Origin of the sequence: Chelativorans sp. ZYF759, from assembly GCF_012911015.1 — a bacterium.
Taxonomy (GTDB): domain Bacteria; phylum Pseudomonadota; class Alphaproteobacteria; order Rhizobiales; family Rhizobiaceae; genus ZYF759.
Window position 1 is genome coordinate 115440 of record NZ_WVVV01000009.1, and the last position, 17673, is coordinate 133112.

Here is a 17673-nt window from a genome sequence, read left to right on the forward strand (position 1 = left end):
GACATGTTCGGGCCTCAGATACGGCCCGCTTCTAGATAGACGTGCTTGGTCTCGAGGAAATCGTCGAGACCTTCGGGGCCGTGCAGACGGCCGAGACCGGATTGGCCGAAGCCGCCCGTCTCGCCTTCCGCGAAGAGCCTTCCGTGGCAGTTGAGCCATATTGTGCCGGAGCGGATGGCCCGGCTTGTCCGGGTGGCGCGTGCCAGATCGCGGGTGAAGACGCTGGCCGCCAGCCCGTAGCGCGAGGCGTTTGCCTTGTGCACGGCCTCGGCCTCGTCGCCGAAGGTCTCGATCGAGACGATCGGCCCGAACAGCTCCTCCTGGACGAGCGGGGAGGCGAGGTCGTCGATCCTGAAGAGGGTCGGGGTGATGAAGGCGCCATTGGCGAGATCGCCGCCGGGAACCTGGCCCCTGAGGACGAGTTCGCCCTCGTCGCCCGCCTGCTCGATCAGCTCGGCCTGGCGCTTGCGGCTCGGCATGTCGATCAGCGAGCCCATCTGGCTTGCAGGGTCGCTGCCGGGGCCGACGCGAACCGCCTCGAAGGCAGCCTTCATGCGGGCGGTGAAATCGTCGGCGATCTTCTCGTGGACGAGGAAACGCGTGGCCGCCACGCAGATCTGGCCCGCCATGACCAGCGCGCCGCGGGTGAGCTCGCGTGCTGCGACGTCGAGATCGGCATCGTCGTAGATGACGGCCGGCGCCTTGCCGCCGAGTTCCAGCGACAGCCGCTTCAAGGTCGGGGCGGCCGCCGCCATGATCAGCTTGCCGGTCGCGCTGGACCCCGTGAAGGAGATGACGTCGATATCATTCGACGCGACCATGGCCTGGCCGACCTCGATGCCGTTCTCGTTGACCGAGTGAACGACGCCTTTGGGCAGTGACGGGCATTCGTGGATGCACTGCATCACGCGCCGGTGGATCAGCGGCGTCTGCGGTGCCGGCTTGATGACCGTCGTGCAGCCTGCGGCAAGGGCCGGTGCAAGCGAGCGCAAGAGCAGCGTCACCGGCGCGTTCCAGGGCACGATGATGGCCGCCACGCCGGCCGGTTCCCGGTTCATCATGGAGAAGTTGCCGGGCGCCGTCTCGATCGTCCGGCCGAGCACGGTGCGGGCGAGACCCGCATAGTAGCGGGTCTCCGAGATCGCGCCCATGGTCTCGCCCATGGCTTCGGCCCGCAGCTTGCCGTTTTCCGCCACGATGAGGTCGACGATCTCGTCTTTCGCCTCCTCCATGCGATCGGCGATCTCGAAGAGAACGGCGGCGCGCAGGCGGGGCGAGGCGGCCCAGCTGCCCTCTTCGAATGTCGTTCGGGCGAGCCTTGCGGCCTGGTCGGCCAGCGCGCGGCTGCCGGGACTGTAGCTGCCCAGAACCGCCCCGGTGGCCGGGTTGGTGCTCTGGGCAACGTTGTCCGTCGAAATCCATTCGCCGCCGACATAGTTGTCGGCGCGGGGAAGCTGGGCTTCCATGGCGTCCTCCCTACTGCTTCAGGCCGAGAAGCTTGATGGCATTGTCCTGGTAGAGCTTGCGACGCAGTTCGTCCGACACGTGGAGCGAGTCGAGGATCTTGAGCGTCTCGCGAATGTACATCGGGCCGCCTTCGGGATCGAAGGGCGCGTCGGAAGCGAACATGACGCGGTCTTCGCCGAAAAATTCGATGGCGTGCTCGATCGCCTTGCGCGAACCGAAGGAAGCCGTGTCGGTGTAGAATTCCTTGAAGTATTCAAGGTGCGGGCGCTTGAGCGACTTGCGTACTGCTGCCAGGTCGCGGTCGGTCGTGCGCTTGCCCATCTGGTCCCAGCCGGGTCCGACGCGGCCCTCGAAGAAGGGCACCATGCCGCCGGCGTGGTGGGTGACCACCTTGAGGCCGGGGAACTTGTCGAAGAAGCGCGAGAAGACCATGCGGGCCATCGCTGCCGAGGTCTCGTAGGGCCAGCCGAAGGTCCACCAGATCTCGTATTCCGAACGCTTCTCGTTGAGGTAGTCGGGGAAGTTCTCCGCGCGGGCGGGGTGCAGCCAAACGGCCTTGCCGGACTTCGCCATGTAGTCGAAAAAGGGCTCGTATTCCGGCAGATCGACGGGGTTGCCGGCGATGTTGGTGAAGATCTGCATGCCCACGGCGCCCAGATCTTCGATCGCGCGGCGCGATTCCTCGACCACGGCGTCGGGATTGTTCATCGGTGCGGTGCCGATAAAGGCGGGGAAGCGCTCGGGATATTTCTGGCACAGTTCGGCCATGGCATCGGAGCCCACCTGCGAGAGTTCCAGCGCCTTTTCCGGGCCGGCGAGTTTCTCGAGCGGAGGAGAGGCCAGCGACAGCACCTGCTGGTAGTCCTCGCCGAACATGTCCATGACTTCGAACCGTCGATCCAACTCGGTCATCATGGGCACGGCGCCGGACCGCATGGTGATGTCGGTCATCGTACCGATATGGTCGATCAGCCGGTCGAAAAACGGCTTCGGCCAGATGTGATTGAAAATGTCGATCTTTTTCATTGGGCACTCCCTCACTAGTGTCCCAAAGCATGATCACCGACACGCAAGTTGTCAACGATATTCTCACAAAGTGAGATTGCTTGCTATAGCCGTCAGTCCTCTCGGACCCGCTGCCGTTCCGCCGGAGCCCGCCGGTCCGCCGACAGTTCCGCGCTGAGACTGGCTGCGGCTTCGCGCACGCAGGTTCCGATCTCCTCGACAACCTTCGTATCGACCAGTTCGGCGGCGATGGTCACGCACAGGCTGGCGATCGGGCTTTGGCCGGCATCGAAGACGGGGGCCGCGACACCGACAACGCCCGGTGTGACCTCACCCTTGGCGACGGCATAGCCGGCCTTGCGCACTCTCTTGAGGTTGTCGTGAATCTCCTCCACCGTCGCGCCGAGACCGACGGAACGCAGATCTTCGAGTGAGGCTTCGATACGCGGCAGGATATGGCGGCGTGGCAGGAAGGCGATGATCGAGCGGGCGATCGCGCCACGGCCCATGGGCATCGGCCGACCTCGTGGATAGCTCGATAGCGGATCCTTGGCCGACGTGCGCGAATCCACGCACAGGATGCGGTTTCCGTACCAGCGCACGAGAAGCGTGGTGCACGAAAACCGCCGGGTCAGCTCGGCCAGGTGCCGCTCGCCCTTCAGGATCAACGGATCGGACTGGCGCAGGAGATAGTCCATCTCGACCACCTTCGGCCCGAGTGTGAACCCTGCATTCGGCATGGAGGAGAGAAGCCCCGCCTCCTTGAGTGTCTTGAGGTAGCGATAGAGGGTAGGGCGGCTATAGCCCAATTCTTCCATCAACTGCTCGGGCGTCCACTCCAGCCGGTCCTCGGTAAACACCTCAAGAACGGCAAGAACGCGCTCAAGACTGTTTCCTTTTTTGTCTGTCAATCGCCCGCGCTTTCGCTCTCTTTCATCTTCATCGAGCGCCGGAAATCCAGAATCATCAGAATTACGCCGCCGACTACACCTGCGATATCACTGTAGACGGCGCCGGGGAAGGCCCCCGCCGGGACAAGGGCCATCAGTCCGAAAAGGATGAAGAGGCCGCGCATGGCGGGCGTCAGCCTGGAAGTGAAGTAGCCGGCAAGCGCCGCCGAAATCAGCCAGACACCGACGGTCGCCGTGACGATCGCCAGGCCAACCTCCATCGGCGCGCCGATCATGAGCAGCGTCGGCGAGAAGACGAAGAGGACCGGGATGACATAGGCTGACCAGCCGAAGCGCATGGCGGCAAAGCCGGTTGCCATGGCGGGGGCGCGGGCGATCGAGGCGGCCGCGAAGGCCGCCATCGCAATGGGCGGCGTAATCATCGACATCATGCCGAAATAGAGCACGTAGAGATGCGCCGCGATGGGTTCGATCCCGACCTCGATCAGCGCCGGCGCGACCAGGGCCGCCAGCAGCACATAGACGCCCAGCGTCGGTAGACCCATGCCCAGCACGATGCAGACCAGCGCCGACAGGGCCAGCAGCAGGATCATGTTGCCGCCGCCGATCTGGACCAGCGCATAGGTGAGGTTGAAGCTCAGCCCGGTGACGTTGAGGACGCCGATGACAAGGCCGGCGCCCGCCGAGATGAGAATGATCTCGACGACGACGTGGCCCGTCCCGGCGACGGAACCGAGGAGCGTGCGGATGTTCGGCCGAACCCCGCGATAGCCGAAGATCAGCGACGTGACCACGACGGAGACCGCCGCCAGGAGGGCGGCGCGCTCCGGCTGCCAGCGCAGCCAGAAGAGCGCCCAGATCAGAAGCACGAAGGCGAGCAGGAAGTGCATGCCCTGAAGCACGGGTTTGCGCGGCGGCATCTCGGATTTCGGCACGCCGGAAATGCCCAGCTTTGCCGCCTCGAGATCGGCCTGGATGAAGAGCGCGACATAGTACAGGACAGCAGGCACCAGAGCGGCCAGCACGACCGAGGAATAGGGGATGGCCAGGAACTCCGCCATCAGGAAGGCGGCCGCGCCCATGACGGGCGGCATCAGCTGTCCGCCCGTCGAGGCCACCGCCTCGATGGCGGCCGCCTTGTGGGCGGGATAGCCGTTGCGCTTGATCATCGGGATGGTGATGACGCCGGTGCCCGCGACATTGGCGACGGCTGAGCCGGAGATCGAGCCGAACAGGCCCGAGGCCAGGACGGCGATCTTCATGGCGCCGCCGCGAAACCTTCCCATGCCGAGGAGAGCGGCATCGGTGAAGAAGGCGGAGCCGCCGGTGGCCGCCAGCAGTCCCCCGAACAGGATGAAGGCGATGATGACGACGGCCGCGACGTTCAGCGGCAGGCCGAGGATGCCGTTGGAATCGACGGCCATGTAGCCGGCCAGCAGCTGCCAGTTCTGGGCCCGGCCCTGGAGCCTTCCCGGCACCATGTCGCCGAACAGCGCATAGGCGAGGAAGACGAGGATGATGATGACCAGTGCCCAGCCTGTCGCGCGGCGCAGCGCTTCCAGGAGCAGCAGGATAACCACGACACCGGGTATCCATGCCGCCGGCGCGCGCATGAAGATGACATTGACGATCTGGGGATAGCGGAAGGTGATCCAGGCGAGCGCGGCGAAGCTTATCGCGGCGGCCAGCAGATCGTACCAGGGGACGTGTGTTCGCGCGCCGCCCCGTCGCGCGGGCAGTGACAGGAAGGCCAGCGGCAGTGCCAGCATCAGCACTGCCGCCAGGAATTGCTGCGGATAGAACGAATAGCCGAGCTGGCGCGGGAGGCCGAGGGCCCACGCGATCGCCACCAATGTAATGAGGGCGGCGAGCACGTCGGCTGCAATGCCCCAGGTGGGACGGGCGGCCGTGGCCGACCCGACGGGATTTGGATCGGCCATCGTTTAACCCTTATTCGCTCAGGAGACCCGCTTCTTCGTAGAAGCGCAAGGCGCCGGGGTGGAACTCGGCAATGCCGATGTCGCCCGCCATCTGGTCAGGCTGGAAGGCGCCGAAGGGCGGGAAGCCCGCGACCAGTGCTTCCTTGCCCTCATACATGGCCTTGGTCAGCTGATAGACCGTCTCGTCGTCGACGCCGGCATGGGTGAAGACGATCTGCGGATAGGCAAAGAAGTGCGTATTTTCATCGACGCCCGGCATGGCACCGGCTGCGATTTCACCGAAATAGGCCGTCGGCCAGAATTCGCGCATCCGCTCCAGGTTCTCATCGGTCGGCTCGACGCCGAGCGCGCGAAGTCCGCCTACTGCGGCATCGGCCTCGCGGACCTTGCCGGCACCGTGTGCGAAGTAGAAGCCGGCGGTCTGGCCCTCGATGAAGGCGTCGGCGCCAGCCACCACGCTGGCCACGTTGACGGCCTGCATGTCGGCGCGGCTCATGCCGACCGTGGCGTAGATCGCGTCGAGCTGCGGGAGAATGGTCTGCTGGGCGGTGTAACCGTCGACCATGGGCTGGCCGCGCAGATCCTCCAGGGTGTGGATGTCGGAATCGGCCCGCACGAATACGGCGCCGACCAGCGGCATGATGCGGCCGACGATGCGCAGATCCGCATAGGGCTGGCCTTCGAACCATTCCTGGCCCTCGATGGCGTAGTTGACCTCCTGGAGGTTGGCGACGCCGAATTCGATGCCACCCTGGCCGACGAAGGGGATGTACTGGTTCGGGCTTGTGGCCGGCTGGATCGTGGCGTTGATGCCCGCCTGATTGGCGACATTGGCGACCGCGGTGCCGATGTTGTGAAAGATCGAACCCGGGTTCGAGGTGGCGATGCCGACGGTCTGGGCGGCGGCCGTGCCGCTGACGGCGAGGCCGGCGGCAAGCGCCGCCGCGGCTACAAGATGCTTCATGATTTCCTCCACTCGGTTGGCAGTGCGTGCCCGAAGGGTCGGGCGCAAAAATCCCTTAAAATGAGATTTTGGACCATATTGCACTTGCCTTCACCCTTTTTACAAGGCCAAACTTGGTTCAGTCGCTTTGCCATGGCCACCCCCGGGCAAGGTCGCAGGAATTGAAGGGCAGGAGAACAGGAATGTCGGAAAGCACGAAAACGGCGGGAACCGCCCTTGGCGCGGCTCAAACGGGCGCCGAGAACCTGCTTCTCGGCCTCAAGGCGAGCGGCATAGACTACATCTTCGCCAATGCCGGTACAGACTTCCCGCCCATCATCGAGGCCTTTGCGACGCTGGATGCTGACAGCGTGCCGATGGCGGTGACCGTGCCGCATGAAACAGCCGGCGTGGCGATGGCGCATGGCTACTATCTGGTCACGGGCCAGGCGCAGGCGGCCATGGTGCATGTCAATGTCGGGCTGGCCAATTCGATCATGGGCGTCATCAACGCCGCCAGCGACAACGTGCCGGTCTTGATGATGTCGGGTCGCACGCCGCTTACCGAGGGCAGCCGGCTTGGCGGGCGCGTGACCCCCATCCAGTATGGCCAGGAGATGTACGACCAGTCCTCGCTCGTCGCCAACGCCGTGAAGTTCCACTACGAGATGCGCTATCCCGAGCAGGGCGACATGCTGGCCATGCGCGCCGCCACCCTGGCCATGAGCGAGCCGCGCGGGCCGGTCTATCTCAGCCTGCCGCGCGAGCCGCTGATGGAGGCGCTGCCCGAGAAGGCGCGCCCGACACCGCGCCAGGCGCCGGCAACCCCGGCCGCGGCCGACCCCGCTTCCATCGAGCAGGCTGCAAAGTGGCTCGCCTCGGCGCGTTCGCCCCTGGTGCTCTGCCAGCGTGGCGACACGGCTGGCCAGCTCAGCGCCGCGCTGGTGGAACTGGCCGACGCCCATGCCATTCCGGTTGTCGAGCCCTTCATGATCCGCAACGTCATGCCCTCGGCGCATCCGATGTTCCTCGGACACGACCCCAAGGCTGCGCTCGCGGAAGCCGACGTGGTGCTGGTGGTCGACAGCGCGGTACCGTGGATAGAAGCCCTGCATCGGCCCGGCGACGAGACACGGGTGATCCAGCTCGGCCCCGACCCGCTTTTCCAGCGCATGCCGATCCGCAGCTATCGCAGCGACCTGGCGATCACCGCCGATGCCGCCGGCGGCGTGATGGCGATCTCCCAGGCAATGGGCAAGCCCGGCCCGGGCGTCGAGCCGCGCCGCAAAGCCGTGGCCGAGCGCGCGCAGGCGCGGCGACGCACGATGGCGGAACTTGCGCTCGAAGGCAGGTCCAGCCCGATGAGCGCGGAATGGATGAGCCGCTGCATATCGGACGTCATGGATGAACGGGCGGTGGTCTTCGGCGAACTGGGGATCGTGCCGGGCGCGATGACCGTATCGCGGCCCAATCAGATATTCTGCAACCCGCATTCGGGCGGTCTCGGCTGGGGCATGCCGGCCGCGCTCGGGGCCCAACTCGCCGACCGCGACCGGCTGACGATATGCTGCATCGGCGACGGCTCGTATATGTTCGCCAATCCGGTCGCCTGCCACCAGATCGCCGAGGCGCTGGAACTGCCCATCCTCACCATCGTGAAGAATAACGGCATGTGGAACGCGGTTCGCCGCTCGGTGGTCAGCGCCTATCCGGGCGGGGCGGCGGCAAAAGCCAACCGCATGCCCCTTACCTCGCTCGAGCCCGCACCCGACTACACGCAGATCGCCGCGGCGAGCCGTGCCCATGTCGAGCGCGTCGAACATGGCGAGGACCTGCCCGCCGCGCTGGAGAGAGCGGTTGGCGTGATCCGCAACGAACGGCGCCAGGCGTTTCTCGAGCTGCGCATCGCGATTTCCGACAAGCACTGAGGCGGGGATCCGCGCGCGCCGGGGGTCAGAGCCGGCGCGTCGATTCCCGCACGATCAGTTCGGGCATCAGCACGATGCTCTGGACGGGTGTGTCGGCATCCTCGATCTGGCAGAGCAGCAGTCTGGCGGCCTCGCGCCCCATGGTGCGGTGGCGGATGCGGACGGTGGTCAGCGGCGGGGCGATCATGTCGACCAGCGGCATGTCGTTATGGCCCACGATCGAGATGTCGCCGGGGCAGTTCAGGCCGCGTTCGCGCAACGCCTCATAGGCGCCCATGGCCAGGAGGTCGTTGGCGGCCACGATGGCGGTCGCCTTCGGCGCCTTGTCCAGAAGCGCGAGGCAGGCGAGCCGGCCTTCTTCGCGCGAGAAGGCGCCTGCAATGGTGGTGGCGGCGGGCAAGAGCCCGTGGGCCGAAAGGCTCTTTTCCAACCCGCGGCGGCGCAGGAAGCCGGTCGAGAGGTGTGGCGGGCCGGCGATGTGAGCGATCTCCCGGTGACCGAGATCGATCAGGTGTTCGACCGCCAGGCGCATGCCTTCGCTGTCGTCCGACACGACGGAGCCGACGCGGTTGCCGCTCTCCGCACGGTTGACGAGCACGGTGGGGACGCCGGATTCGAGTGTTCGCTCGACCAGCGGGTCGCTGCGGCTGGCGGTGGCGAGAATGAGCCCGTCGACCCGGCGCGCGAGCAGTTCGTTGAAGAGGCGCAACTGGTGCTCGCCCGCGGTTCCCACATCGGCGATCACGACCGAATAATCGGCTTCGCCGAGCGCTTCGGTCACGCCGCCCAGTATCGGCGAAAAGACCGAGTTTGTCAGGTCGGGCAAAAGGACGCCGACCAGTCGTGAACGCTGCGTGCGCAGGCTGGCCGCCAGGCTGTTGCGGCGATAGCCGAGACTTGTCGCGGCAGCGGTCACCCGCTCCACGACCTCCGTGCCCAGCATGTGCCGCTTGCTTGGATCAAGGGCCCGGGAGGCGGTCGACGAGTGAACGCCGGCAGCCTTTGCGACCTGTTTCAGCGTGACGTCGCGCTTGGTGCGCTCCCGTCCGGCCATTCTCGCTCCTCCCGCATCCAGATGGCCGACAGCCCCGAGCGCGGTCAATCGGATTTCCCGTTCCACTGACCTTGAAGCTTGACCTAGTGCAATCGATTGTCTAAGAAAAGAGCTAATTATGCAATCGAATGCACAAGCCGGGAAGGCAGAATGATAATAAAACGGGAGGAGGACGTCACCGCAGCGGTGGTGTCGGCGATGGCCGACACGCCGGATGCACGGCTGCGTGGAATCACCGAAGCACTGGTGAGGCATCTTCACGCCTTTGCCGCCGAGGTGCGTCTCACGGAGGACGAATGGGAGATGGGCCTCGATGCCCTGATCCGTTCCGGCAAGGCGTGTACCGACACCCACAACGAGATGATCCTCATGTCCGACGTGCTCGGCCTGTCGACGCTCGTCTGCCTGATGAACAACGGTGCCGGTGGCCCGACGGAAACGGCTGCCGCGCTGCTCGGTCCCTTCTGGCGCATGCATTCGCCGCGGATGGAGAATGGCGGATCGATCCTGCGTTCGCAGACCCCGGGTCCGGCGCTTTTTATGCGCGGTCAGGTCGTGGACACCGACGGCAATCCGATCCCCGGCGTCGATGTCGACATCTGGCAGGCGTCGCCGGTGGGCATGTACGAGAACCAGGATCCCGGTCAGGCCGACATGAATCTGCGCGGCAAGTTCACGACCGATGCCGAGGGCCGCTTCTGGCTGAGGTCGGTCAAGCCGGCAGGTTATCCGGTGCCGACCGACGGTCCGGCCGGCGATCTCCTGAAGGCGCAGAAGCGCCACCCCTATCGCCCCGCCCATATCCATGCGCTCCTCTTCAAGGAAGGGTTCAAGACGCTCGTCACCCAGGTCTTTGTCGACGATGACGAGAATCTGGAAACCGACGTCGTCTTCGGCGTGACCGAGGCGCTCGTGGGCGATTTCCGCAAACATGACGATGCGCCGCCCGAGCCCGAGGCGGGAACGCCCTGGTATTCGCTGGAGCACCGCTTCGTCATGATGAAGGGCGAGGCCAAGCTGCCCGTCCCCCCGATTAAATGAGAACCGGATGACCGACGCCCAGCAACTTCTCGACGGCAAGGTAGCCCTCATCAGCGGCGCCTCTCGGGGCATCGGCGCGGCGACGGCCCAGATCCTGGCGCACGCAGGCGCACGCATCATCGGCACCTATCACAGCGACCGCGAGGCCGCCGAGGCCGTCTTGGCGGCGCTGCCGGGCGAGGGGCATGCCGCACGCCAGTTGAAGATCGAGGATTCGGGCGCGATTGCCGCGCTCGCCGGGGATGTCGCGCGTGGCGGGGGCCGCTGCGACATCCTCGTCAACAATGCCGGCTTCACCCGCGCCATCCCCCATGGCGACCTGGACGCGCTCGATGACGATTTCATCGACGCCATGTTCAAAGCCAACTGGCGTGGCCATTTCGCCATGGTGCGTGCCCTGCGCCCTCTGCTGGCGGCAAGCGGCAAGGGCTTGATCGTCAATGTGTCCTCGATCGCCGGCATGAACGGTGCGGGCTCCAACATTGCCTACTGCGCGGTCAAGGCGGCGATGGACAGCATGACCAAGTCGCTGGCACGCGCGCTGGCGCCCGACATTCGCGTGATGGGCGTGGCGCCCGGCGTGGTCGAAACCGACTTCGTGCCCGGCCGTGACGTTGCTGCGATGGAAAAGCTCGCCGCCGCGATCCCGCTCAAGCGCGTGGCCCAAGCCGGGGACGTGGCGCGCGCCATTCTCGCCTGCGCGACGCATCTCGACTATTCCACCGGCTCGACGCTGATCGTCGATGGCGGGCGGGCGCTCTGAGGATGATGGCGATGCAAGCCAAGATCATCATCACCTGCGCCGTCACCGGAAACCTGACCACGCGCGAGCAGCATCCCGGTCTGCCCTGCAGCCCGAAGGAGATCGCCGATTCCGCGCTTGAGGCGGCCCAAGCGGGCGCGTCCATCGCCCATATCCATGTACGTGATCCCGAGACCGGCAAGCCGTCGATGGAACTGGACCATTACCGCGAGGTGATGGAACGCATCCGCGAGAAGAACGAGGATCTGATCCTCAACCTGACGACGGGCCCCGGCGGCCGCTTCGTGCCTTCGCCGGACAACCCCCGGGTCGCGGGACCCGGGACGACCTTGCTGCCACCCGAAGAGCGCGTCGCGCATCTGACGCCGCTCAGGCCCGACATCTGCACGCTCGACCTCAACACCATGAACTCGGGCAAGGAAGTGGTGATCAACACGCCGCCCAATGTCCGGCGCATGATCAAGGTCATCAACGAGGCCGGCATCAAGCCGGAGATCGAGCTGTTCGACACCGGCGACATCGCGTTCTGCCACGACCTCGTCAAGGAAGGCAGCCTCGACGCGCCGATCATGTGTTCGCTGGTGATGGGCGTGAAATACGGTTTCCAGCCATCTCCAGAAACGGTCATCTACGCGCGCAACCTGTTGCCGTCCGGTTCGGTCTTCACCGGCTTCGGCGTGGGACGCCATTCCTTTCCGATGGCCGCGCAGAGCGTGCTGGCGGGCGGGCATGTGCGCGTCGGGCTGGAAGACGCCGTCTATATCGACCGTGGCGTCCTGGCACCGTCCAATGCCGCGCTCGTCGAGAAGGCGCGGCGCATGATCGAGGATCTGGGCACGTCCGTCGCCACGACCGAAGACGCGCGCCGGCTCATCGGCCTGCCGGGACGGGCGAGGGATCTCAATGAAATTGCATCAAGGACGATCTGAGTTGGAGCAGGACATGGAGCGCGCCGCGCAGACTTTGAACACCGCCCCGTCGCGAACGGCGGATGCCCTGCGCATCGCAGCTCCGGTCAAGGAGGTGGGTGAACTGCAGCTTGGGCCGCAATCGCTTCCCATCCCCGAGCCCGGCCCGGACGAGGTCCTGGTCGAAATCCATGCCGCCGCCATCAACCCCTCCGATGTGAAGGCCGCGCTTGGCATGATGCCCCAGGCTGTCTGGCCTCGCACGCCGGGCCGCGATTTCGCCGGCGTCGTGGTGGCGGGACCGTCCGCGCTGGTCGGCACCGAAGTCTGGGGGTCGAGCGGCGTGCTCGGCATTCGCCGCGACGGATCGCACGCGACGCATATGGTGATGGAGGCCGATGCCGTGCGGGCCAAGCCCGCCGCACTTTCCATGGTCGAGGCCGGTTCCATCGGCGTTCCCTTCGTCACGGCCTGGGAAGGCTTCCTGCGTTCGGGCATGCCGGCAGCCGGCGAGACCGTGCTGATCCTCGGCATCAACGGCAAGGTCGGGCAGGCCGCCACGCAGATTGCCACCATGCTGAGGGCGAAAGTGATCGGCGCCGTCCGTCGCGACGAGCCTTATGCCGGCCATGCGAGCGGCCCGGTCGAGGTGGTCGACGTCTCGAGCACGGACCTGGCCGAGCGGGTGCGCGAAATGACCGATGGTCGCGGCGCCGACATCGTCTTCAACACGGTCGGGTCGCCCTACTACACGGCCGGTGCGGCGGCGCTCGGCAAGGGCGGGAGAATGATCCTGATCGCCACGATCGACCGCGCCGTGCCCTTCGACATCTTCGCCTTCTATCGCGGCCGCCACACCTATTTCGGCATCGATACGCTGGCACTTTCCACGGCGGAGACCTGCGACCGGCTGGACGGCATGCGCGAAGGTTTCGACAGCGGGGCGCTGAAGCCCTACGAGATCGCCCCCACGCTGTCGCTTTCAGATGCGGCCAGGGCCTATGCGGATGTGCTGGGCGCCACGCGCGACCGGCTCGTCTTCGAACCTCGGGGCGCGGGCCGATGAAGGTGACCCGGCTGGCCGAGGCGCCGGCCTATTTCCCGCCCAATCACGAGGACATGCGCTGTCTGCGCCTCCAGGGGCACGAGGCGGGTCAAACCGATTTGCTCTGGCTGGGCATGTCACATATCCTGCCGGGCGGAGGAACGACGCTGGGTGGATCACCGGAGGAGAAATTCTACGTCGTGCTGGAGGGAGAACTGACGATCCGCACGGAGGAAGGCGAGGAGACGCTCGGAAAATGGGATTCGTGCCGTCTCGCGCCACATGAAAAACGGGCACTTGAGAACAGAACCAACACGCCCGTGACCGTCCTGCTCGCCATGCCGCTGCCTGCGGACCAGCGGGCAGCCAAGACCGCGGAGGAGGAAACTCCGCGGAACTGACCACAAAAACCCAAGGGAGGAGTTTTACATGAGGTCACATCACAAAGCACTGCATCTGCTCGCCGCCACCGCGGTGGTGGGCGCCTTCACGCTTGCCACGGTCCTGCCGGCCGACGCCCAGCGTCAGTCGATCCGCTGGGCGACGTCCAACACGGGCTCGTATGGCTACATGGTGGGCAGCGCCATGGCACAGGTGCTCGAGCGGGCGCTCGGCGACGAGGTCGTCGTCACCGTCCAGCCCTATCCTTCGACCACCGCCGCGATGAAGGCGACAATGGAAGGCGATGCGGAGGTCGGCTACACCGCCGATGTCGGCATGCGTCAGATCTACGACCAGGACGGCGCGTTCGAGGGCTACGAAGCTCCCAACGGGCGGCTCGTGCACACCTGGTACGCCTATCCCATGGAAAGCTTCATGGCGGCGCCCGTGGCGACCGCCGACAACTATTCCTGCTGGGGCGACTTCTCGGGCGAGCCGGTCTTCTTCACGCCTGCCGGCTTCATGAACTGGCTCAATTTCCGCCGCATCTACGATGCGCTCGGCTACGAGTTCAACCATGTCGAGATCGATCCCTCGACACAGGCCGACGCGCTCGATGGCGGCAGCATCACCGGTGCCGTGGCCTACACGACCGCCGGCCGTTCGCTCGCCTCCTACTGGCGTGAGACCGAACTGCGCACCGATGTGCGGGTGATCAATCCCTGTGAGGACGAGATCGAGGCTCTGCGCGCGGCCGGCCTGGCGCCGATGGAAGTCGATCCGACCAACGCCTTCTCGAAGGATGTCGGCGTCGAGACGGTCTATGGCGTACCGATCCTGTTCGCCTACAACCTGCGCCCCGACATGGATGCGGATCTGGCCTACCGCATGCTGGTGGCCTTCTACGAGGCACGTGACGAACTTGCCGAGTCCGATCCGGGCTTCGTGCCGATGGCGAACGACTTCGTCGGCATGCAGGTCGCCGGCATCAACGCCAATCCCGACATCCCGGTCCATCAGGGCCTCGCGCGCTTCCTCGAAGAGCACGACGCCTGGGACGACAGCTGGACGATCGCCGAATAACAGGCCGTCCGGGAGACGCGGCCTTTGCCGCGTCTCCCCTGCGACATCGCACACCGTGTCAGAAGAACACGTGGCTTCGCCGAACAATCTGGGGAACGGGACAACGCCATGAACGGGCAGCTTTCAGCCTACGCGAACTTGCGCAATCTGACCCTTCTGGTCTCGCTCGTCATGTTCGGCTGGCTGGTCTATTATTTCTACACGGGTTCCGGTGGGCCGCGCTATCTGGCCACCCACATCGTCCCGATCGCGCTCGCCGTCCACATCCTGTTCCGTTACCAGGAGGGCCCGCTCTACGAGCGTCTGCCGACAATCGTCAACCATCTGGCGGTGGCGGTTTATCTCGGCATATGCGCCTACGCCTTCTACTATTTCTACCAGAATTACGAGCAGATCGCGATCTGGCGGCAGGGCTCCTACACCCGGCACGATTTCATCGTCGGGCTGCTGGTCTTTCTTCTCGTGATGGAGCTTTCACGGCTCGCGCACCGCATCCTGTTCTGGGTCAACGTGGTGCTGATCATCTACACGATCTGGGGCTATCTCAGCCCGATCGATTTCTTCTGGCATCCCGGCACCACCTTCTACCGGGTGGTCACCTCCTCGACCATGGAACTGGCGACCGGCGTCTACGGGCTCTACGCGCAGCTGGCGCTGACGCTGATTGCCGCCTTCCTGCTTCTGGCGGCGACTGCCGCCGGCTTCGATGCGCAGAATGCGCTCGTCAACGTCATGCGCCGGCTTGCCGGCAAGTCGCGCCACACCATCCCGCAGACGGCGGTGCTCGCCTCCGTGTCGGTCGGCATGGTGTCGGGCTCCGGCGCGGCCAACACCGCCGTCACCGGCTCGTTCACGATCCCGCTGATGAAACGTTATGGCGTGCCGCCTGTCTTTGCGGGCGCGGTCGAAACCTCGGCCTCGATGGGCGGGCTCATCATGCCGCCCCTGATGGGCGTGGCCGGCTTCCTGATGGCGGAGTTCCTGGGCGTGCCCTATTGGGACGTGGTGGTGCGCGGATTTGCCGTCGCCTTCGTCTATTTCTGCTCGCTGATCCTGGCGGTTTATCTGCTGAGCGTGCGGCTTCTGCCCAACGATCCGATCGTCTCGCCGACGGTGCCGCTCTATCATTATGTGAAAACGACCATCTTCTTCTCGGCGATCCTCTTCCTCGTCCTGCTGATGGGCCAGTTCGGGTTCGGTGCGCTCCGGGCCGCTCTCTGGACGACCATGTTCATGTTCGTCCTGCTGCTGGTGGCCTTTCTCTACTTCAAACACGTGCTGAAGGCGGAAGAACTTGAGAGGGAGACGCTGCTTGGCAATCTGCGCCGCGTGGTCGAGACCCACGCCGAAATGACTTCCTACATCGTGCTGCTGATGGCCACGCTCGGAATCATGATCGGGCTGTTCACGGTCACCGGCTTCATCCTGCGCATGGGCGCGATGCTCCTGCAACTCGGCGAGTGGCACCTGATCGCCACGATCATCGCCGCCTGGATCTTCGGCTGGCTGGCGGGTGCGGGTCTGCCGCCGACGGCGACCTACATCATCGTGGCCATCATCATCGTGCCGCCGCTGCGCCAGCTGGGTGTCGACCCCTGGGTGGCGCATTTCTTCGCCTTCCTCCTGGCCATCTGGGGCGAGCTGTCGCCGCCCACCTCGCTCACGGCGGCGGTCGCCTCGCGCATCGCCAACGCCTCCTTCATGAAGACCATGTGGGAAGCGCTGAAAATCTGCCTGCCGATCACCTTCATGTCGTTCGCCATCTTCGTGCGTGAGGACATGGTGGTGAATCCGGGCTGGGCGCAGATCCACGACACGGCCCTGGTGGCGATCGGTACCTGCGGGGTGACATTCGCCACATTCGGCCGCTTCGTGTCGGGCAGGCCGCTCGACAGTGCGATGCGTGTGGGCCTGGCGCTGCTCGCCTTCGTCGTGATCTTCCATCCCGACGACACGCTGGCGGTATTCGCCGCGCTGCTTCTGCTGCCGCTGATCGTCTTCGGCGTGTTCCGCCACATCAAGGTGGCCAGCCGGCCGGCCGAACGGGAGGCGGAGCTGGCGGCCATCAGCTGAGGCGTTCAGACCCCCCGATATCCCGCGACCGCGGCGATGTCAGATGCGGTGGCCGTCGGTGTCGAACAGGAAGCAGTCGGATGGGTCGATGCTCATGTCGACCTGTTCACCGCTCTCCACATTTGCGGAGCGCTTGAGTTCCGCGATCAGTGTCGCGTCGTCTCCGGGCGCGGTGTAGAGATACGACACCGAGCCCAGATGTTCGATGGCGGTGCAGGGCAGGGTCACGCGGTACGGGCCGTCGGCGTTCTCGGAAAAGCTCTCCGGCCGGATGCCGAGCGTCGCCGTGCGCGGCAGTGCTTCGGGCATGGCGCGAGGGCGCACGGGCAGCGCCGGCAGACCAAGCTGCGGCACGTCGAGCACCAGCGCATCGCCATCGCGGCCCTTCACTGCCGCCTCCACGAAGTTCATGCGCGGCGAGCCGATGAAGCCCGCGACGAAGCGATTGTCGGGGTCCGAATAGAGCGTCAGCGGACTGCCGATCTGCTCGATCAGGCCGGCCCGCAGCACCACGATCTTGTCGGCCAGCGTCATCGCCTCGACCTGGTCGTGGGTGACGTAGATCATCGTCGCGCGCAGATCCTTGTGCAGCTTGGCGATCTCCAGCCGCATCTTGACGCGCAGTTCGGCATCGAGGTTGGACAGCGGTTCGTCGAACAGGAAAACCTTGGGGTCGCGGACGATGGCGCGGCCGATGGCGACGCGCTGGCGCTGGCCGCCGGAGAGCTGGCGCGGCTTGCGGTCGAGATAGTCGGTGAGGTGGAGCGTGGCGGCGGTCTGCCGAACCTTTTCCTCGCGCTCCGCCTTTGCCATGCCGGCCATTTCGAGGCCGAAGCCCATGTTTTCGGCCACGCTCATATGCGGGTAGAGCGCGTAGGTCTGAAACACCATCGCAATGCCGCGTTTCGCAGGATCGGTATCTGTCACGTCCCGGCCGTCGATGCTGATCGTGCCCGAACTCGTCTTCTCCAGCCCCGCGATCATGCGCAGCAGCGTGGACTTGCCGCAGCCGGAGGGGCCGACGAAGACAACGAACTCGCCACTTTCCGCCGTCAGCGATGCGCCGCGAATGACCTCCGTCGCGCCGAACTTCTTGTGCAGGTCTGTCAGGACCAGTTCTGCCATGGGGTT

The 17673-nt window shown here is 65.4% G+C and carries 15 protein-coding genes; 8 read left to right on the top strand and 7 right to left on the bottom strand.

Going from position 1 to position 17673, the window contains the following annotated elements; translation table 11 throughout:
• Nucleotides 1-14: 14 nt before the first annotated feature.
• From GRZ55_RS15560 to GRZ55_RS15580, 5 genes are all read right to left on the bottom strand, one after another.
• Nucleotides 15-1466 carry an aldehyde dehydrogenase family protein gene (locus GRZ55_RS15560; protein WP_169287859.1) on the bottom strand — a complete coding sequence of 484 codons (1452 nt, stop codon included), beginning with the start codon at nucleotides 1464-1466 and terminating at the stop codon, nucleotides 15-17.
• Between the two features lie 10 nt (nucleotides 1467-1476).
• Nucleotides 1477-2493 (bottom strand): amidohydrolase family protein, encoded by a 1017-nt coding sequence (locus GRZ55_RS15565; RefSeq protein ID WP_169287860.1) that lies wholly within the window; start codon nucleotides 2491-2493, stop codon nucleotides 1477-1479.
• Between the two features lie 92 nt (nucleotides 2494-2585).
• Complete coding sequence (locus tag GRZ55_RS15570) at nucleotides 2586-3383, bottom strand: IclR family transcriptional regulator (RefSeq protein ID WP_169287861.1); 798 nt, start codon at nucleotides 3381-3383, stop codon at nucleotides 2586-2588.
• On the bottom strand, nucleotides 3380-5323 hold the full coding sequence (locus tag GRZ55_RS15575; RefSeq protein ID WP_169287862.1) for a TRAP transporter fused permease subunit: 1944 nt from the start codon (nucleotides 5321-5323) through the stop codon (nucleotides 3380-3382). Before GRZ55_RS15575 ends, GRZ55_RS15570 begins: the two co-directional genes overlap by 4 nt.
• Before the next feature lie 10 nt (nucleotides 5324-5333).
• On the bottom strand, nucleotides 5334-6287 hold the full coding sequence (locus GRZ55_RS15580) for a TAXI family TRAP transporter solute-binding subunit (protein WP_169287863.1): 954 nt from the start codon (nucleotides 6285-6287) through the stop codon (nucleotides 5334-5336).
• 182 nt (nucleotides 6288-6469) lie between these two features.
• Between GRZ55_RS15580 and GRZ55_RS15585 the strand changes: the two genes are divergently transcribed.
• On the top strand, nucleotides 6470-8194 hold the full coding sequence (locus tag GRZ55_RS15585) for a thiamine pyrophosphate-requiring protein (protein ID WP_169287864.1): 1725 nt from the start codon (nucleotides 6470-6472) through the stop codon (nucleotides 8192-8194).
• 25 nt (nucleotides 8195-8219) lie between these two features.
• On the opposite strand, the gene GRZ55_RS15590 is transcribed toward GRZ55_RS15585, so the two are convergent.
• The gene (locus GRZ55_RS15590) at nucleotides 8220-9248 is read right to left on the bottom strand and encodes a LacI family DNA-binding transcriptional regulator (RefSeq protein WP_169287865.1); all 1029 of its coding nucleotides are present in this window, start codon (nucleotides 9246-9248) and stop codon (nucleotides 8220-8222) included.
• 150 nt (nucleotides 9249-9398) lie between these two features.
• Between GRZ55_RS15590 and GRZ55_RS15595 the strand changes: the two genes are divergently transcribed.
• The 7 genes from GRZ55_RS15595 to GRZ55_RS15625 all read left to right on the top strand — a co-directional run bounded on the left by GRZ55_RS15595 (nucleotide 9399) and on the right by GRZ55_RS15625 (nucleotide 16542).
• Entirely contained in the window at nucleotides 9399-10289 is an 891-nt protein-coding gene (locus GRZ55_RS15595; protein WP_169287866.1) for a dioxygenase, read from the top strand.
• Nucleotides 10290-10296: 7 nt separating this feature from the next.
• A complete protein-coding gene (locus GRZ55_RS15600) occupies nucleotides 10297-11052 on the top strand; it encodes an SDR family NAD(P)-dependent oxidoreductase (protein ID WP_169287867.1) in 756 nt (251 codons plus the stop codon).
• Nucleotides 11053-11063: 11 nt separating this feature from the next.
• Entirely contained in the window at nucleotides 11064-11981 is a 918-nt protein-coding gene (locus tag GRZ55_RS15605; RefSeq protein ID WP_169287868.1) for a 3-keto-5-aminohexanoate cleavage protein, read from the top strand.
• A 13-nt stretch (nucleotides 11982-11994) separates the two neighbouring features.
• A complete protein-coding gene (locus tag GRZ55_RS15610; RefSeq protein WP_169287869.1) occupies nucleotides 11995-13026 on the top strand; it encodes a zinc-binding alcohol dehydrogenase family protein in 1032 nt (343 codons plus the stop codon).
• Nucleotides 13023-13406, top strand: a complete 384-nt coding sequence (locus tag GRZ55_RS15615; RefSeq protein WP_169287870.1) for a cupin domain-containing protein — start codon at nucleotides 13023-13025, stop codon at nucleotides 13404-13406. Before GRZ55_RS15610 ends, GRZ55_RS15615 begins: the two co-directional genes overlap by 4 nt.
• A 28-nt stretch (nucleotides 13407-13434) precedes the next feature.
• Nucleotides 13435-14469: a TAXI family TRAP transporter solute-binding subunit gene (locus tag GRZ55_RS15620; RefSeq protein ID WP_169287871.1), complete on the top strand. Its 1035-nt coding sequence runs from the start codon at nucleotides 13435-13437 to the stop codon at nucleotides 14467-14469.
• A 108-nt stretch (nucleotides 14470-14577) separates the two neighbouring features.
• Complete coding sequence (locus GRZ55_RS15625) at nucleotides 14578-16542, top strand: TRAP transporter fused permease subunit (protein ID WP_169287872.1); 1965 nt, start codon at nucleotides 14578-14580, stop codon at nucleotides 16540-16542.
• A 39-nt stretch (nucleotides 16543-16581) separates the two neighbouring features.
• Here GRZ55_RS15625 and GRZ55_RS15630 read toward each other — a convergent pair whose 3' ends face one another.
• On the bottom strand, nucleotides 16582-17667 hold the full coding sequence (locus GRZ55_RS15630) for an ABC transporter ATP-binding protein (RefSeq protein WP_169287873.1): 1086 nt from the start codon (nucleotides 17665-17667) through the stop codon (nucleotides 16582-16584).
• Nucleotides 17668-17673: the final 6 nt, after the last annotated feature.

What these genes read in the sequence shown, in the direction of transcription:
- GRZ55_RS15560 (WP_169287859.1), bottom strand. Translation starts at nt 1,466, where the DNA reads ATGGAAGCCCAGCTTCCCCGCGCCGACAACTATGTCGGCGGCGAATGG.
- GRZ55_RS15565 (WP_169287860.1), bottom strand. Translation starts at nt 2,493, where the DNA reads ATGAAAAAGATCGACATTTTCAATCACATCTGGCCGAAGCCGTTTTTC.
- GRZ55_RS15575 (WP_169287862.1), bottom strand. Translation starts at nt 5,323, where the DNA reads ATGGCCGATCCAAATCCCGTCGGGTCGGCCACGGCCGCCCGTCCCACC.
- GRZ55_RS15580 (WP_169287863.1), bottom strand. Translation starts at nt 6,287, where the DNA reads ATGAAGCATCTTGTAGCCGCGGCGGCGCTTGCCGCCGGCCTCGCCGTC.
- GRZ55_RS15585 (WP_169287864.1), top strand. Translation starts at nt 6,470, where the DNA reads ATGTCGGAAAGCACGAAAACGGCGGGAACCGCCCTTGGCGCGGCTCAA.
- GRZ55_RS15590 (WP_169287865.1), bottom strand. Translation starts at nt 9,248, where the DNA reads ATGGCCGGACGGGAGCGCACCAAGCGCGACGTCACGCTGAAACAGGTC.
- GRZ55_RS15595 (WP_169287866.1), top strand. Translation starts at nt 9,399, where the DNA reads ATGATAATAAAACGGGAGGAGGACGTCACCGCAGCGGTGGTGTCGGCG.
- GRZ55_RS15600 (WP_169287867.1), top strand. Translation starts at nt 10,297, where the DNA reads ATGACCGACGCCCAGCAACTTCTCGACGGCAAGGTAGCCCTCATCAGC.
- GRZ55_RS15605 (WP_169287868.1), top strand. Translation starts at nt 11,064, where the DNA reads ATGCAAGCCAAGATCATCATCACCTGCGCCGTCACCGGAAACCTGACC.
- GRZ55_RS15610 (WP_169287869.1), top strand. Translation starts at nt 11,995, where the DNA reads ATGGAGCGCGCCGCGCAGACTTTGAACACCGCCCCGTCGCGAACGGCG.
- GRZ55_RS15615 (WP_169287870.1), top strand. Translation starts at nt 13,023, where the DNA reads ATGAAGGTGACCCGGCTGGCCGAGGCGCCGGCCTATTTCCCGCCCAAT.
- GRZ55_RS15620 (WP_169287871.1), top strand. Translation starts at nt 13,435, where the DNA reads ATGAGGTCACATCACAAAGCACTGCATCTGCTCGCCGCCACCGCGGTG.
- GRZ55_RS15625 (WP_169287872.1), top strand. Translation starts at nt 14,578, where the DNA reads ATGAACGGGCAGCTTTCAGCCTACGCGAACTTGCGCAATCTGACCCTT.
- GRZ55_RS15630 (WP_169287873.1), bottom strand. Translation starts at nt 17,667, where the DNA reads ATGGCAGAACTGGTCCTGACAGACCTGCACAAGAAGTTCGGCGCGACG.